Origin of the sequence: Pseudomonas sp. AU11447 (genome assembly GCF_001672555.2) — a bacterium.
Classification (GTDB): Bacteria; Pseudomonadota; Gammaproteobacteria; order Pseudomonadales; family Pseudomonadaceae; genus Pseudomonas; species Pseudomonas nitroreducens.
This window is the reverse complement of the sequence record NZ_LZDG02000017.1, coordinates 1-16,262: the sequence shown is the minus strand read 5'-3', so window position 1 is coordinate 16,262 and position 16,262 is coordinate 1. Positions and strand designations below refer to the sequence as shown.

General features: G+C 66.9%; 6 protein-coding genes. 1 reads left to right on the top strand and 5 read right to left on the bottom strand.

Going from position 1 to position 16,262, the window contains the following annotated elements; all coding sequences use genetic code 11:
- The first annotated feature begins 46 nt into the window (after window positions 1-46).
- Window positions 47-229 (top strand): PA3496 family putative envelope integrity protein, encoded by a 183-nt coding sequence (locus A6723_RS00725; RefSeq protein WP_017521020.1) that lies wholly within the window; start codon window positions 47-49, stop codon window positions 227-229.
- A gap of 149 nt (window positions 230-378) precedes the next feature.
- On the opposite strand, the gene ppnN is transcribed toward A6723_RS00725, so the two are convergent.
- The 5 genes from ppnN to A6723_RS00700 form a co-directional block, all read right to left on the bottom strand.
- Window positions 379-1,773 carry a nucleotide 5'-monophosphate nucleosidase PpnN gene (gene ppnN, locus A6723_RS00720; RefSeq protein ID WP_054908851.1) on the bottom strand — a complete coding sequence of 465 codons (1,395 nt, stop codon included), beginning with the start codon at window positions 1,771-1,773 and terminating at the stop codon, window positions 379-381.
- A gap of 304 nt (window positions 1,774-2,077) precedes the next feature.
- On the bottom strand, window positions 2,078-3,319 hold the full coding sequence (locus A6723_RS00715) for an HlyD family type I secretion periplasmic adaptor subunit (protein ID WP_256233806.1): 1,242 nt from the start codon (window positions 3,317-3,319) through the stop codon (window positions 2,078-2,080).
- Window positions 3,316-5,424 (bottom strand): type I secretion system permease/ATPase, encoded by a 2,109-nt coding sequence (locus A6723_RS00710; protein WP_054908852.1) that lies wholly within the window; start codon window positions 5,422-5,424, stop codon window positions 3,316-3,318. The genes A6723_RS00715 and A6723_RS00710 overlap by 4 nt, the downstream gene beginning before the upstream one ends.
- Window positions 5,421-6,842, bottom strand: coding sequence for a TolC family outer membrane protein (locus A6723_RS00705; RefSeq protein WP_054908853.1), 1,422 nt, complete (start codon window positions 6,840-6,842; stop codon window positions 5,421-5,423). Before A6723_RS00705 ends, A6723_RS00710 begins: the two co-directional genes overlap by 4 nt.
- Window positions 6,843-7,228: 386 nt before the next feature.
- Window positions 7,229-16,262, bottom strand: a 9,034-nt coding sequence (locus A6723_RS00700) for an Ig-like domain-containing protein (RefSeq protein ID WP_064979534.1), incomplete at its 5' end; no start/stop codon positions are given.

Genomic DNA, 16,262 nt, shown 5'->3' with positions numbered 1-16,262 from the left:
TCGATATAAGGGGCGCCAACACACCCCGTGTTGTGGAGTGCACCGAATGGCAAACGACAAAGAAGACCTCGAACTCGAGGACGATGTCAGCACAGACGACAGCGATGACGGCGCAGAAGCCACGGCAGAGGTCGCCAAGACCAACCTGACCAAGCGCCGCATCATCGACAACTACCTGGAAGAGCGTCGCCTGCAGCGCCAACTGTCCGACTACGATTTCGATCTGTAAGCCTTCTCCGAAAGCAATACCGGTATGAAAAGCCCCGCATCCTGGCGGGGCTTTTTGCTTTGCGCTCTTCGTAGGAGCGAGCTTGCTCGCGAACACTTCCCGGCAACTCCGGTGCTGTGCGGTTCGCGAGCAAGCTCGCTCCTACAAAGTCATACTGCCGCCACTCCGGAGCGCTGCACGACCCGGTAACAAGGCTCGTACGCCGCACCGCCCGGCAGTTTCATCCGGTGCTGCTCGACGAAGGCCTGCAGCAGCGCATCCAGTGGCTCCATGATGGCCGCATCACCGTGGATCTCGTACGGGCCGAACTCCTCGATCATGCGGATGCCGCGGTCCTTAACGTTGCCCGCGACGATGCCGGAGAACGCCCGGCGCAGGTTTGCCGCCAGTTCGTGGGGCGGCACATCGCGGCCCAGGTCGAGGGCGGCCATGTTCTCGTGGGTCGGCTCGAACGGGCGCTGGAAGCCCTCGTCGATCTTCAGCAGCCAGTTGAAGTGGTAGGCGTCGTTGCGCTCGCGGCGGAACTGCTTGACCCGCTTGAGCCCTTCGCTCATTTCCCGCGCCACTTCTGCCGGGTCGTCGATGATGATGCGGTAACGCTGCTGCGCCGCCTCGCCCAGGGTCGCGCCGACGAAGGCGTGCAGTTGCTCGATGTAGGCCGCTGCACTGCGCGGGCCGGTGAGAACCAGGGGGAACGGCATGTCCTGGTTCTCCGGGTGCATGAGGATGCCCAGCAGGTAGAGGAACTCCTCCGCCGTACCGACGCCGCCGGGGAACACGATGATGCCGTGGCCGACGCGAACGAAGGCCTCCAGGCGCTTTTCGATGTCCGGCAGGATCACCAGTTCGTTGACGATGGGGTTCGGCGCCTCGGCGGCGATGATTCCCGGCTCGGTCAGGCCCAGGTAGCGGCCGTCAGTGATGCGCTGCTTGGCGTGGCCGATGGTGGCGCCCTTCATCGGGCCCTTCATCACGCCCGGGCCACATCCGGTGCAGACGTCGAGGCTGCGCAGGCCCAGTTCGTGGCCGACCTTCTTGGTGTACTTGTACTCGTTGGTGCTGATGGAGTGGCCGCCCCAGCACACCACGATCTTCGGCTCCACGCCGGCGCGCAGGGCGCGGGCGTTGCGCAGCAGGTGGAAGACGTAGTCGGTGATGCCGGCCGAGCTGTCCAGGCCGAAGCGCCGGCTGTTCAGCGCATTCTGGGTGTAGACGATGTCGCGCAGGGCGCTGAAGAGCATCTCGCGGGTACTGGCGATCATCTCGCCGTCGACGAAGGCATCGGCCGGCGCGTTGAACAGTTCCAGGCGCACGCCGCGGTCCTGCTGGTGGATTTCCAGCTCGAAGTCGCGGTAGGCGTCGAGGATGTGCTTGGCGTTGTCGATCTGCGTGCCGGTGTTGAGGATGGCCAGGGCACACTGGCGGAAAAGCTTGTAGGTACTGCCCGAGCCCGCTTCGCTGAGCTGGTGCACTTCACGTTGGGAAAGGGTTTCGAGGCTGCCCTTGGGGCTGACCGAGGCGTTGTTAACCGGTCTTGGGGACATGCTGTATTCCTTGACGAAGGAAGCCGGGCGCCGGGGCGCGGGCCTTCCGAAATATCGATGCGGCCGTCCATTCGGCCGTCATTGCCGGGGGCGTCGCGGCGGGGATTCTCCGGCCCGCAGCGCGCTCCTTCTGGCTATGACAAGCGAATGGCGGAAACTGCTTCCGCAATCGACGCGTCCGGCGTCGATGCCCCTTGAGTATGAACGCTGCGGTGACTTTCTGATGACAGCGGAAAAGAAAAACCCCGCCAGGGTGGCGGGGTTTCCAAGCCATCGTGGATGGCCATCAGGTGTCGCTGCTGGCTCAGCGCTCGCGCAAGGCCTCGCGGGCCTTGTTCAGCGGTTTGAGCAGGTAGTCGAGGATGGTCTTGTTGCCGGTGTGGATATCCACCGTGGCGATCATCCCCGGAACGATATCGAAACGCTTGCCGTCCTTGTTGGTCAGGTGATCGACGTCGGTGCGGATGAACACCCGGTAGTAGAAGACCTCGCGCTTCACCTCGTCCTGGATGGTATCCGGGGAGATGGTCGTGACCTTGCCATGCAGGCCGCCGTAGATCGAGTAGTCGTAGGCGGTGATCTTCACCGTGGCGTCCAGTCCGGGACGGATGAAGGCGACATCGCGCGGTGAGATATGGGCCTCGACCAGCAATTTCTCATCCACCGGGACGATCTCCATCAGCTTGCCGTCCTGCGGCACCACGCCGCCGACCGTGGTGACCGCGATGTCCTTGACGATGCCGCGTACCGGCGAGGTGAAGGTGGTGCGGTGCAAAGCGTCCGAGCGGCCACGGGTGACCGAACTCTGTGCCTCGATCTCGGCATTGGCCCTGGCCAGGTCTTCGCGGGCCTTGACCACGTACTGGGTCTGCAGCTCGGTGGCCTTGCGCTCCAGTTCGTTGGCCTGGCGCCGCAACCGCAGCACTTCCACGTCGCTGGCGGCGCCACGCGCCACCAGCGGCTGGGTCATCGCCAGTTCACGGCGCACCAGCCCCAGGGCGTCATTGATGCCCGCCAGGTTCTTCGCCAGGCTGTCCTTGCGCGAGTGATAGAGCGCCGTCTCGCTGCTCACCAGGTCGGGGAAGGCCTGCACATCCTCGGGGAAGTTCAGCGGCGTACCGTTGACCTCGGCGTACAGCCGCGCGGCCTCGGCCTTGGCGGCGCGCATGCGCGAAGCGCTCTCCTCCACCGCTGATTCGCTGCGGGTGCGGTCGAGTTGGGCAAGGACCTGGCCGGCTTCGACCAGATCGCCCTCGTGAACGTTGAGCGAAACCAGGATGCCGCCCTCCAGGGACTGGATGACCTGTTCGCGGGAGGAAGGCACCACCTTGCCGCTACCGGTGGAGACTTCATCCAGGGAGAACAGGCTGGCCCACACGGCAAATGCCCCGAGCATGGCTGCAATCAGCCACACCACCAGGCTGGAGCGCGGCAGGGGCGGCTCCGCCGGGGCGCCACGCTGGTGCGCACGTGGTGTGGAAACCGTGGTCTGCGGGAGAGCCGGCGGGACGTCCGCCTTGGCTACCGGGAGCTTGAGGTCGGTCATTGGGTCAGCTCCTTGAGGACTTTGTCTTTGGGACCGTCCAGCACTACCCGCCCGTTGTCGATGAGGATGATCCGGTCGACCCATTTCAGGACCGGCATGCGGTGGGTCGCGACCACCAGCGTGCGCGGCGCCATCCACGGGCCCATGGCGTCGATTACCTGGCGTTCGGTCATCTCGTCGAAGTTGGCGGTCGGTTCGTCGAGCAGCACGATGGACGGATTGCGGATCAGCGTGCGGGCCAGCAACAGGGTCTGGCGCTGGCCGCCGGAGAGGCCCTGGCCGCCTTCGAGGATCACCTCGTCGAGACCATCGGGCAGCGCCTGCACGAAGGACAGCGCCCCGGACAGGGACAGTGCCTGGGTGACCATGGCATCGCTGGCCATCGGCGCGCCGAGCAGGATGTTCTCGCGGATGGTGCCGTAGAACAGCCGCGAGCTCTGCGGCAGCATAGCCATGTCGCGGCGCACGTCGGCGGTGTCGATCATCGCCAGGTCCAGGCCGTCCAGCGAGACGCGACCTTCCTGCGGGCTGTGCATGCCCGACAGCAGGTTGAGCAGGGTCGACTTGCCGGAGCCGATGCGGCCGAGGATGGCGATCTTCTCGCCAGCGCGGATCTGCAGCTGCGGCACCATCAGCGCCGGGCGCTTGTCGTTGTCGCCGTAGCGGAAGCTCACGCCATCGAGCTGGTAATTGCCATTGAGGGCCGCGCGGTGAACACGGCGGGCGCGTTCGGGCTGGTCCACCGGCCGGCTCATCAGCTCGTCGAGGCCCTTGCGCGCGACCTTGGCGGTCTGCCAGCGGGAGAACACCGAGGCCATCTGCGCCAGCGGCGAGATCATCCGCGAGGCGAGGATCGACGAGGCCACGAGGGCACCGGTGGTCATGTCGCCCTGCATCACCAGGTAACTGCCCAGGGCCAACACCAGGGCATAGACAATGCCCTGGACTTCCTGGGTCCAGCTCATCAGCAGGCTGGTGAGAAAGCGCTGGCGCATGCTGATGCCGGCGGACACATCGTTGACGTTGTTCCACTGATTCTGGAAACGCGCCTCGGCACGCAGCAGCTTGATGTCCTCGATGCCCTGCACCGCCTCCACCAGCATCGCGTTGCGCAACGCCGACTCGCGCATCCCTTCGTTGGACAGACGTTCCAGCGGTTTCTGGATCAGCATGCCGGGGATCACCAGCAGCGGCACGGCGCCCAGGGCAACAAACACCAGCGGGCCGCCGACCATCCACAGCACCACCAGGAATAGCAGGAAGAACGGCAAGTCGGCCAATGCCCCGACGGTGGTCGAGGTGAACAGGTCGCGCACCTGGTCGATCTCGCGCAGTTGGGAGATAAAGGTGCCGGTGGAGCGCGAGCGTGCAGAGTTGCGCAGGCGCAGCGCGCGGCCGAAGACCACGTCGGAGATGCGCAGGTCGGCGCGCTTGCCGACCGTGTCGGAGATATGGGTGCGCGAAACGCGCAGGCAGAACTCGAAGACGATCGCCAGCATCACCCCGCCGAACAGCACCCACAGGGTCGCTTCGGAGTTGGCCGGGACTACCCGGTCGTAGACCTGCATGGAGAAGATCACCCCGGCCAGGGCCAGGACATTGGCCACCAGCGAGGCGAGCATGACATCGCCGTAGCGCTTCCAGTCGCGCAGGGCGATGCTCCAGAACCAGTTGCGCCGGTATGGCCGGATGTACTGGTCGACGCGCGCGTCGGGGACCGCCACCTGCGGCCGGAGGATTGCCACGCGACGCACCCGCTGACGGAACTCTTCGACGCCGATGCGGGTTTCCAGGCCTTTGTCGCCACTGAACAGCACGCCGAGGTTGCCCTCGCCGTCGATGGTCTGCACGACGCAGACGCTGCCGTCGTCGAACTCCGCCACCAGCGGCAGGCGCCAGGCGTCGAGCAACTCGACCGAGAGTTTGCCGAAGCGCAGGGCGAGCCCCAGGCTCTTGGCCATGTGCAGCAGCATCAGGTCGGCGGAGGCGCCCTGCTCCCAGGCCAGGGCGACACGTGCGCCCTCCTCGGAGACACCGATGCCGTAGTGGCGGGCGACGGCGAGCATCGCGTCCAGCCAGCGTGCGGATTGCGGAGCCAGGCTCATGGCAGCACCTCCATGCCCTGTACGGTGGTGTAGTTCAGGCCATAGAACTCACGGCCACGGCCCTGGGCATCGACCAGGCCGACCTGGCCCAGCCAGAGGTCATGGCGGACCATTTCCTCGTCGGAGAGTGCCTGGTAGTACTCCTGCTCGGTGTTGAGCAGGTCGAGGATCGAGCGGGTACCGAGTTTGTACTGCTCGCGGTACAGCTCGCGGGATTCGTCGAGGTTGCGCTTGCGGCTGCCGAGCACCCCCAGGCGCGCGCGGTTGCCGATGATCTGTTCGCGCATGTTGCGCATCTGGTCGCTGGCCGACAGGCGCGCGTCCTCGATGCGTTGCCGCGCGGCTTCCAGGGCGTTGGTAGCGGCGCGCACCTGGGCACGCAGGCCGCCCCCCTGGTAAAGGGTCGAGGTGAAGTTCAGGCTGATGCTGTTGTCGCTGCCATGGCGCTCATAGGTGCTGGGGTTGTCGCCACTCAGCGCCTTGGTGCTGGCAGCCTCAATGCTCACGGTTGGCATGCGGTCGGCCTTGGCGACCCGCAGCTGCGCCTCGGCGGTCTGGCGCTCGGCTTCGGCAGCCAGCACATCGGGCAGGATGCTGGTGTCCAGGCGCCGCGCCAGGTCGACGCGGGCGGCCTGGTCGTCGGAGAGCGCGGCGATCTCGCCGGAAACCGGGCCACCGACCAGGGTGCGCAGACGCTCCTGGGCCTGGTGGTACTGCGAGCGGATCTGCAGTTGGTTGGCGCGCGCGGCGTCGACCCGGGCCAGCGCCTGGATCGGGTCGGAACGGCTGGTAACGCCGGCCCCCGCACGGTCCTGGGTCATCGCATAGACACGTTCCATGGCGCTCACCTGCTCATCGGCGATACGCCCGAGGAGACGGTAGCGGTGCAGGTCGATCGTCGCTTCGGCGGTCTGCCGGGAGATCAGGTCGATCTGCTTGAGGACCAGCGCCTGTTGCCGCCGTGACTGCGCTTGGGCGCTGTCGACGCTGCCGGCGACCTTGCCGAAGTCATAGAGCAGTTGCGAGACCGACAGCGAGGCGGTCTGGCTGGTGCCGTTCTGGGTGGTGTCGCCCCGGCCCAGGCCCATTTTCACCTGGGGGTAGTAGCCGGAACGGGCCATGGCAATGCCGTCGCCCTGTTGCGCCAGGGTGGCGATGGCATCGGCAATGGAGGGGTGGCGGTTGACGGCCATCTGCACGGCCTGGTTGAGGTCCAGCAGACGGTGCGCGGCCGGCGCGTCGAGCTCTGGTGTCAGGCGCTGGCCGCCGGTCTGTTCGATCAGTTGGCTGGGGGCCAGGCTGCGCTGCTCAGGGCTGCTGGCGCCGAACCAGCCCTCATCGAGGACGCCGGCGAGCGTTGCGGTGGAGAAGCTGGACAGGCAGAGCCAGGCCAGAGGTCCGAATTTCCAGGCGTTCACCGAGGGCCTCCCGGAGTCAATAGAGGCGCGCCGGAACGGTCTTCCGTACTCGTATTCGGGGAACTCATCCTGGAGTGCCGGCGCGCGTTGGATACGCGACGTTCGTCTGCAGCGCCCTTGGTGGGCGTGGAGAGATGGGCCTGCCTGCGGCCGCCGGACGGCTGACCTGGGGATGCCCGCTGTAGAAGAAGGCCGCTCAGAACGGCCTGTTGCGAATCGTCCGGGCCATTATCTGAAGCCCGCTCGGACGCATGAATGAGACGTTTCCTAAACGACAAGCGCCCAACCCCCGGGACGCGACGCGCACCCCTGGGGTCAGGCAGGAAAATCGCGGCCACGGACAAGGCCGAGAGGCGCCGGCCACGCAGCGCCCCTCGGCCCGGTCGTCAGACCACGTTGATGCCGTGCTGGATCAGCAGGTCCGCATTGGTGTTGCTCCCCATGCTCGCGTTGTGCCAGATGTCGTAGTCGACGCCGTTCACGGTCTTGCTGCCGCTGACTGCCCAGCCACCAGAGCCCACGGTCTCGGCCAGGTCCACGGTGGAGCTGCCGTCGCCCTTGATCATCAGGTTGGGCACCTCGGCACTGGTGGTGTCGACCTGCTTGAGCACGTCCGCGAGGCGCAGCGAGAGGGTGTTGTTGCCACTCCCCTCCTGGCTGCTGCCCAGGTCGAAGATCTCGAAGCCCTTGACCCGCGTGCCGTAGCTGGTGAGATCCAATTGCAGGCCGGAAGCCTCGAACTTCAGGGTATCGATGCCCAGGCCGCCATCGACCCGCGTGAAGGTCGTCCCGACCAGGCCGATGGTGTCGTTGCCGGCACCGCCCATGGCCACGTCATGCTGCACGCTGGTATCGGTGGTGCCGGTGGTATCGGTACCGATGCCATGGATGATGTCGTTGCCCTGGCCACCGCTGATGATGTCCACCCCGTTGTTGATGGCGGACGCTCCCGGGCTGGTGGTGCCGGCCCAGATTTCATCGTCACCCACGGTGTAGCTGTGGGTCAGCAGCGCGATGGAGCCGCTGTAGATGTTGTAGCCCCCCGCGTTGGTCGCCCCCGTGTCGCTCTGCCAGACGCCGTAGCCATAGTCGGCGATGCCGTCGCCATTCCAGTCGCCCATGGCCAGGCCGGTACCGGCATAGTCATTGGCGTTTACCCCGGTGTACTTCACCGCCAGCCCGGCCGCGACCAGCGCGTCCAGGTCGGTGTTGGCGTCGAAGCTGCCGTCGGCACGGCCGTAGACCAGGTACACCGCGCCACGGTTGGTGACGCCGTTGTCGTAGCCGGGCATGCCGATCAGGAAGTCGTCGATGCCGTCGCCGTTGACGTCGCCGCCGGAGCTGACGGCATAGCCGAGCATGCCGTCTGCAGTAGTCTTCGAGCCGCCGATGGCGGTGCCATTGCTGCCGCTGGAGATGATGAAGCCATCGGTGCCGTTCAGGTTGCCCAGCTTGATGTCGCCCCAGGCCACCCCGCTCTCCTTGCCGTAGATCACATAGACGCGGCCCGGTGCGGTGGTGTCGGCAGTCGAGTCGCCCCAGCCCGGAGAACCGATGGCGAAGTCTTCGATACCGTCGCCATTGATATCGCCGATGTTCTGGATCGAGGAAAACTCGGCGTACCACTGACCCGCGCTCTGCGATGCGCCACCCTGGTCGTAGGTCGCTCCACCAAGCCACTCGCCGGCTTCCGAACCCACCAGGCGCACGCCCTGGTCCGGAGTTAGGTTGGCCAGGTTGTAGCTGTTGCCCAGTCCATTGGCGCTCCCCCAGATCAGGTAGGCGGTGCCACTGTTGGCGATGGTGCTGCCATTCAACCCGTTACCACGCGGTGCGGTCACGATGTAGTCGGCGTAACCGTCGCCATTGACGTCACCGATGACCTTGATCACCGAGCCGAGGTCGGAATCGGCGTCGGGCGCATAGGTGGTGCGCACGTTGGTCTGGTTCTCCACGCGCGAGCCGAGGGTGGACGAGGTCGCACCGGTGGCGTAGTACAGGCCACCCGGATCGGCGTCGCTGGCGTAGTTGCGCAGCAGCAGGTTGCTCCAGGCAGAGCTGCCCGCGCTGCCGGCGTGGCCATAGAGCACCACGTACATGCCGTTGCCACCGTTGCCATCGGCCGAGCCGATGATCAGGTCGGCATAGCCATCACCATTGATGTCGCCACCGCTGATACTGTTGGCCGGCCAGCCACCCGTGTTGTTGTTCTTGATCACGAAGCCATTGGCGGTGGCGCCGTTCTCCAGACTCAGCAGGTCGAGGGTGCTGAGGGTGTTGCCTTCGCGGCCGAAGATCACGTAGGCGCGGTCGTTCAATGTGCCGGTGATGGCGAAGTCGTCATAGCCGTCGCCGTTGATATCGCCGAGGTTGGTGACCAGTTGTCCCTGGATACCGACGTCGGCGCCGGTACCGGTGACACCGGTCTGCTTGATGCGGAAGCCCTGGTCCGGTGTCAGGTTGTCGATGTTCTTCAACGACGGCAGGCCATTGGCGCTGCCGTAGAGCACATAGATGTCCGACTGGTAGGCAGCGGTGGAGCCATAGATGTCATGCGGCGCGGAGACCACGAAGTCCTCGTAGCCGTCGCCGTTGAAGTCGCCGATGGAGGACATCGACAGGCCGAGACCGTCGGCTGCCTGGTTGCTGGCGCCCACCGACGGCGTACCGGCCACGTCGATGACCAACCTGGCATCGGCACTGTTATCGAGCAGGCCGACCTGCGAATGGTTGCCCGCCTCGTCCACCAGCACCGCCTTCATGTTGTAGCTGCCATCGAACATCGACGGCAGCGTCACGGTGAAGGTGCCACCGGTGCCGTTCATCGTCAGCGTCAGGTCCTGGGCATAGATCACATCGCCCGGGCCGTAGACGCCGTCGCCATTCTTGTCGTCGAATAGCATCACGGTGATCTTGCCCGCCGCGGCCGCCGCAGCATCCGCCGCGGAGAGACCGGCGACGGTGCCAGTGAAGCTCGGCGTCATCACACTGGTCTTGTTGTCGGTGGTGCTGCTGCCGTTGTCGCTGGCGGTATCCAGGTCGAGTACGAAGCTGGTGAACGTCGGCGCCTGGGTGTCGATGCTCAGGTCATGCTGGGCGCTCTGGCCGATGTTACCGGCGTCGTCCACCACCCGTACGACCACGGTGTAGCTGCCGTCGGCGATCACCTTGCCGGTGTTGTCGAAGCGCCAGTCGGTGCCGGAAACTTCGGCGCGCTGCCAGGTGCGACCACCATCCAGGCTGATCTCCACGCCTTCACCGGCGCCGAGCGCAACGCCCAGCTTGCCGGAGAACACCAGGGTGTTGTCGTTGGTGATGAAGTCATTGCCCTGGGCACCGTTGTCGTCGCTGATGGCGTCGAGGGTAATGGTCTTGTCGGCGCTTGGCCCGTCGGTATCGATCACCACGGTATGGCCGGCGCTGTTGCCGACGTTGCCGGCATCGTCAACCACCCGCACCTGCACGTCGTACTCCGCGTCGCCCAGCACCTTTCCGGTGTTGTCGAAGGTCCAGTCGGTGCCGTTGACCTCGACGCGCTGCCAGGTATGGCCGCCGTCGAGGCTGATTTCCACGCCCTCGTCGGCCGCCAGGCTCTGGCTCAGGTGGCCACGGAACAGCAGGGTGTTGTCATTGGTGACGAAGTCGTTGCCGAGGTAGCCGTTGTCGTCGCTGATGCCATCGAAGGTGACGGTCAGGCTGGCGGACGGTCCCTGGGTATCGATCTGCACCGCCTGGCTGTCGGCCAGGCTGACGTTGCCTTCGCTGCCGACCACGCGGGCCATGAACACATAGTCGCCATCGCCCATGACAGTGCCACTGTTATCGAAGACATAAGTGCCGTTGCCCTGGTCCACGGCGTCGTGCCAGGTCTGACCGCCGTCGACGGAGATCTGCACCTTGTCACCGGCGTTGAGCTGGCCGTCCACGGTGGCGCTGACCACCAGGGTGTTGTCGTTGGTGATGAAGTCGCCGCTGTTCAGACCGTTGTCTTCGGAGATGCCGCTGACGGTCGCCAGCGCGTAGTGCGCGCTGCCGCTCTCGCTGCTGTTACTGGCGGCATCGGTGGCCACGGCGCTGACCTCGCCGCTGCTCTGGGCCCCGGCGCTGGTGACGCTGTAGGTGCCCGCGGCGCTGGCGGTGACGGTCTGCTGCGTGCCATCCGGGAAGGTCACGGTGACCTGGCTACCGGCTTCGGCGTTGCCGCTGACCACCAGGGTACCGTCGGCATTGGCGTTGACCAGCACGCTGGGTGCCAGCGGCGCGGTGCTGTCGGCGTAGTCCGCGGAGGCGGATGCGCCGGTGTTGCCGGCCGCGTCAGTGGCGGCGGCGCTGACTTCGCCCGTGCTCTGCGGGACGTGGGTGGTGACGCTGTAGCCGCCGTCGGAACCGGCGATGGCCGTACCGGTGGCGCCGCTGGGGAAGGTCACGGTGACGGTGCTGCCCGCCTCTGCCATCCCTGTCACCGTCAGGCCGCCATCGGCGTTGACGGTGATGTTCACGCTCGGCGCACCCGGTGCGGTGGTGTCGGTGAAGTCGGCCGTCGCTGCCGGTCCGGCGTTACCGGCCAGGTCGGTAGCGCTGGCGCTGACTTCGCCGCTGGGCTGGCCAACCGGCGAGGTGACGCTGAAGCGGCCATCGGTCCCGGCGGTCACCGATCCAGTGGTGCCATCCGGGTAGGTGACGGTGACGCTGCTGCCTGCTTCGGCGCTGCCGCTGACAGTAACGCTGCCATCCGCATTGTTCACCAGCGGGTCGAGCACCGGAGCCTGCGGCAAGCTGGTGTCGGTGTACGTGGCGGTGGTGGACGAGCCGTCATTGCCGGCAGCGTCGGTTGCCAGTGCACTGACTTCGCCCGTGGTCTGCGGCACGTGGGTGGTGACGCTGTAGCTACCATCGGTGCCGGCGACTGCCGTGCCGCTGGTGCCATCCGGGAAGGTGACGGTGACGGTGCTGCCCGCCTCGGCCGTACCCGTCACGGTCAGGCCGCCGTCGGCGTTCGCCGTGACGTTGACGCTCGGAGCGGCCGGCGCGGTGGTGTCAGTGAAGGCAGCGCTGGCCGACGGGCCAGCGTTGCCGGCGGCATCGCTGGCGCTGGCACTGACCTCACCACTGGGCTGTCCGACCGGCGAGGTGACGCTGAAGCGACCATCGGAGCCGACGGTGACCGATCCGCTGGTGCCATCCGGGTAGGTGACAGTGACGCTACTGCCCGCTTCGGCGCTGCCGCTGACGGTGACGCTGCCATCGGCATTGTTCACCAGCGGATCGAGTACCGGCGCGAGCGGCGCGGTGGTGTCGGTGTAGGGCTCGACCGTCGACGTGCCGGCATTGCCCGCGGCATCGGTGGCGGACGCGCTGACCTCGCCGCTGGTCTGCGGCACCTGGGTGGTGATGCTGTAGCTGCCATCAGAACCGGCTGTGGCCGCGCCGGTGGTGCCATCGGGGAAGGTCACGGTCACGGTGCTGCCCGCTTCCGCCGTGCCCGTCACGGTCAGGCCGCCATCGGCATTGGCGACGACATTCACACTCGGCGCCATCGGCGCAGCGGTGTCGGTGTAGTCCGCCGTGGTCGGGTCGCCGGTATTGCCGGCTGCATCGGTGGCGGTCGCACTGACCTCACCGCTGGTTTGCGGAACATGAGTCGTGACGCTGTAGCTGCCATCGGCGCCGGCAGTGGCGGTGCCGCTGCTGCCATCCGGGAAGGTCACGGTGACGGTGCTGCCCGCCTCCGCCGTACCCGCCACGGTCAGGCCGCCGTCGGTGTTGGCGCTGACGTTCACGCTCGGCGCCAACGGTGCGCCGGTGTCGGTGTAGTCCACCGTGGCGGCGTCGCCGATATTGCCGGCCGCATCGGTGGCGGTCGCGCTGACTTCACCGCTGGTTTGCGGAACCGTCGTGGTGACGCTGTAGCTGCCGTCGGAACCCGCAGTCGCGGTGCCAGTGCTGCCATCCGGGAAGGTCACGGTGACGGTGCTGCCCGCCTCCGCCGTGCCTGTCACGGTCAGGCCGCCATCGGCATTGGCGCTGACATTCACGCTCGGCGACTGCGGCGCGCCGGTGTCGGCGTAGTTCACCGTGGTGGCGTCGCCGGTATTGCCGGCGCTGTCGGTCGCCGTGGCGCTGACTTCACCCGTGGTCTGCGGCACTGTCGTGGTGACGCTATAGGCACCGTCGCTGCCCGCGGTCGTGGTGGTGCTGCTGCCATCCGGGAAGGTCACGGTCACGGTGCTTCCCGCTTCCGCCGAGCCCGTCACGGTCAGGCCGCCATCGGCATTGGCGCTGACGTTCACGCTCGGTGCGTCCGGCGCGGTGGTGTCGGCGAATTCGCCGGTGGCCGACGGGCCGGTATTGCCCGCTTCGTCAGTGGCCTTGGCGATGACATCGCCGTTGGGCTGCGCCGCCGGCGAGGTGATGCTGAAGGCGCCATCGCTGCCCGCGACCACGGAGCCGGTGGTGCCGTCCGGGAAGGTCACGGTCACGGTGCTGCCCGCTTCGGCGCTACCGGTGAGGGTGACGCTGCCATCGCCGTTGGTCACCAGCGGATCCAGTTCCGGTGCCAGGGGCGCGGTGTTGTCGGTGTAGGACTCGACCGTCGATGCGCTGGCATTGCCAGCGGCATCAGTGGCGCTTGCGCTGACGTCACCGCTGGTTTGCGGGACGTGGGTAGTGACGCTGTAGCTGCCATCGGTGCCCGCGGTCGCCGTGCCGGTGCTGCCATCCGGGAAGGTCACGGTGACGGTGCTACCCGCCTCCGCCGTGCCCGTCACAGTCAGGCCGCCGTCGGCATTGGCGCTGAGGTTCACGCTCGGTGCCAGCGGCGCGCCGCTGTCGGTGTAGTCCACGGTTGCCGCAGCGCCAGTGTTGCCGGCGGCATCGGTGGCGTTGGCGCTGACTTCACCGGTGGTTTGCGGAGTCGTGGTGGTGACGCTGTAGCTGCCATCAGTGCCCGCGGTCGCCGTGCCGGTGCTGCCATCGGGGAAGGTCACGGTCACGCTGCTGCCCGGTTCGGCGCTGCCGGCAACCGTCAGGCCGCCGTCGGCATTCGCCGTCACGTTCACGCTCGGTGCCTGCGGGCCCTGGGTGTCGGTGTAGTTCTCGACGGTGGGCGCGCCGGCATTGCCAGCGGCATCTGTGGCGCTGGCGCTGACCTCACCGCTGGTCTGCGGGATGTGGGTGGTGATTTCGTAGCTGCCGTCGCTACCGGCGGTCACCGAGGCGGTCGAGCCGTCCGGGAAGGTCACGGTCACGGTGCTACCCGCCTCTGCGCTGCCGCTGACGGTCAATCCGCCATCGTCGTTGGCGCTGACCGTCACGCTCGGCGACTGCGGAGCGGCGGTGTCGGTGTAGCCCACGGTGGTGCTGTCGCCCACGTTACCAGCCGAATCACTGGCGCTGGCGGAAACGTCGCCGCTGGTCTGCGGCACGTTCGTGGTGATGCTGTAACTGCCATCGCTACCCGCCGTGACGGTGTCGGTGGAACCATCGGGGAAGGTCACGGTGACGGTGCTGCCCGCCTCCGCGCTGCCACTCACGGTCAGACCGCCGTCGGCATTGGCGACGACATTCACGCTCGGCGCATCCGGCGCGGTGGTGTCGGTGTAGCTCTCGGTCGCCGAGGCACCGGTATTACCGGCCTCGTCGGTAGCGCTGACGCTGATCTCGCCGCTGGGCTGGTTGTCCGGCGAGGTGATCGACCAGGAGCCGTCCTCACCCACCACCACGGAGCCGCTGGAGCCGTCCGGGTAGGTGACGTTGACGGTACTGCCCGGCTCGGCGCTGCCGCCGACGGTAATGCTGCCGTCTTCGTTGGTGACGACCGGATCGAGGACCGGCGCTTGCGGCGCGGTGCTGTCGGTATAGGTCTGGGTGGTGGCATCGCCGGTGTTGCCGGCCGTGTCAGTGGCGGTCGCGCTGACTTCTCCACTGGTCTGCGGCACGTGGGTGGTGATGCTGTAGCTGCCATCGCCACCCGCCGTGGCGGTCGCGCTGCTGCCGTCCGGGAAGGTCACGGTCACCGTGCTACCCGCCTCGGCAGTACCGGCCACGGTCAGGCCGCCGTCGGCATTGGCCGTGACGGTGACGCTCGGAGCGTCCGGTGCGGTGGTATCGGCAAACTCGCCGGTGGCCGATGGGCCGGTATTGCCGGCTTCGTCGGTAGCCTTGGCGGTGACGTCGCCACTGGGCTGGCCGGCGGGGGACGTGAGGGTGAAGCTGCCATCCTCACCGGCCACCACGCTGCCGGTGGTTCCATCCGGATAGGTCACGGTCACCGTACTGCCCGGCTCGGCCGAGCCGCCGATGGTGACGCTGCCATCCTCGTTGGTCACCAGCGGGTCGAGCACAGGCGCCAGCGGAGCGGTGCTGTCGGTGTAGCTCTGCGCAGTGGCGTCGCCCGTGTTGCCGGCGGCGTCGGTGGCGGTCGCGCTGACCTCACCGGTGGTTTGCGGCACCGTGGTGGTCACGCTGTAGCTACCATCGGAACCYGCAGTCGCGGYGCCAGTGCTGCCRTCCGGGAAGGTCACGGTAACGGTGCTGCCCGCCTCAGCCGTGCCGGWCACGGTCAGGCCACCGTCRGCATTCGCCGTGACGTTGACGCTTGGTGCMTCCGGYGCGGTGGTRTCSGCRTAGTTCTCGGTCACCGAGGCACCGGTATTGCCGGCTTCATCGGTGGCGTTGACGCTGATTTCACCGGTGGGCTGATTGTCCGGTGAAGTGAGGGTGAAGCTGCCGTCCTCGCCCGCCACGACACTGCCGGTGCTGCCGTCGGGGTAGGTCACGGTGACGGTGCTGCCCGGCTCGGCCGAACCGCCAATGGTGATGCTGCCGTCGTCGTTGGTGACGATCGGGTCGAGGATCGGCGCTTGCGGCGCGGTGCTRTCGGTGTAGGCCTGGGTGGYGGCGTCGCCGATATTGCCAGCCGCGTCGGTCGCGCTGGCGCTGACGTCGCCGGTRGTTTGCGGAACSRTGGTGGTGACGCTGTAGCTGCCRTCRCTGCCGGCGGTGGCAGTACCGGTRGATCCATCCGGGAAGATGACGGTCACGGTCGTGCCTGGCTCGGCGCTGCCAGCCACGGTCAGGCCGCCATCAGCATTGGCCGTGACGGTGACGCTCGGCGCGTTCGGGGCGGTGGTATCGGTGTAGTTCTCAGTCACCGAGGCACCGGTGTTGCCGGCTTCGTCGGTGGCGTTGACGCTAACCTCACCAGTGGGTTGGTTCTCCGGCGAGGTGACGCTGAAGCTGCCATCTTCGCCCACCACTACGGAGCCAGTGCTGCCATCCGGGTAAGTGACAGTGACGGTGCTGCCCGGTTCTGCCGAGCCGCCGATAGTGATGCTGCCGTCTTCGTTGGTGACAATCGGGTCGAGGATCGGCGCTTGCGGCGCGGTGCTATCGGTGTAGGCCTGGGTGGCGGCGTCGCCG

Coding starts and splice junctions, on each gene's coding strand:
- A6723_RS00715 (WP_256233806.1), bottom strand. CDS start 3,319: ATGACCGACCTCAAGCTCCCGGTAGCCAAGGCGGACGTCCCGCCGGCT.
- A6723_RS00710 (WP_054908852.1), bottom strand. CDS start 5,424: ATGAGCCTGGCTCCGCAATCCGCACGCTGGCTGGACGCGATGCTCGCC.
- ppnN (WP_054908851.1), bottom strand. CDS start 1,773: ATGTCCCCAAGACCGGTTAACAACGCCTCGGTCAGCCCCAAGGGCAGC.
- A6723_RS00725 (WP_017521020.1), top strand. CDS start 47: ATGGCAAACGACAAAGAAGACCTCGAACTCGAGGACGATGTCAGCACA.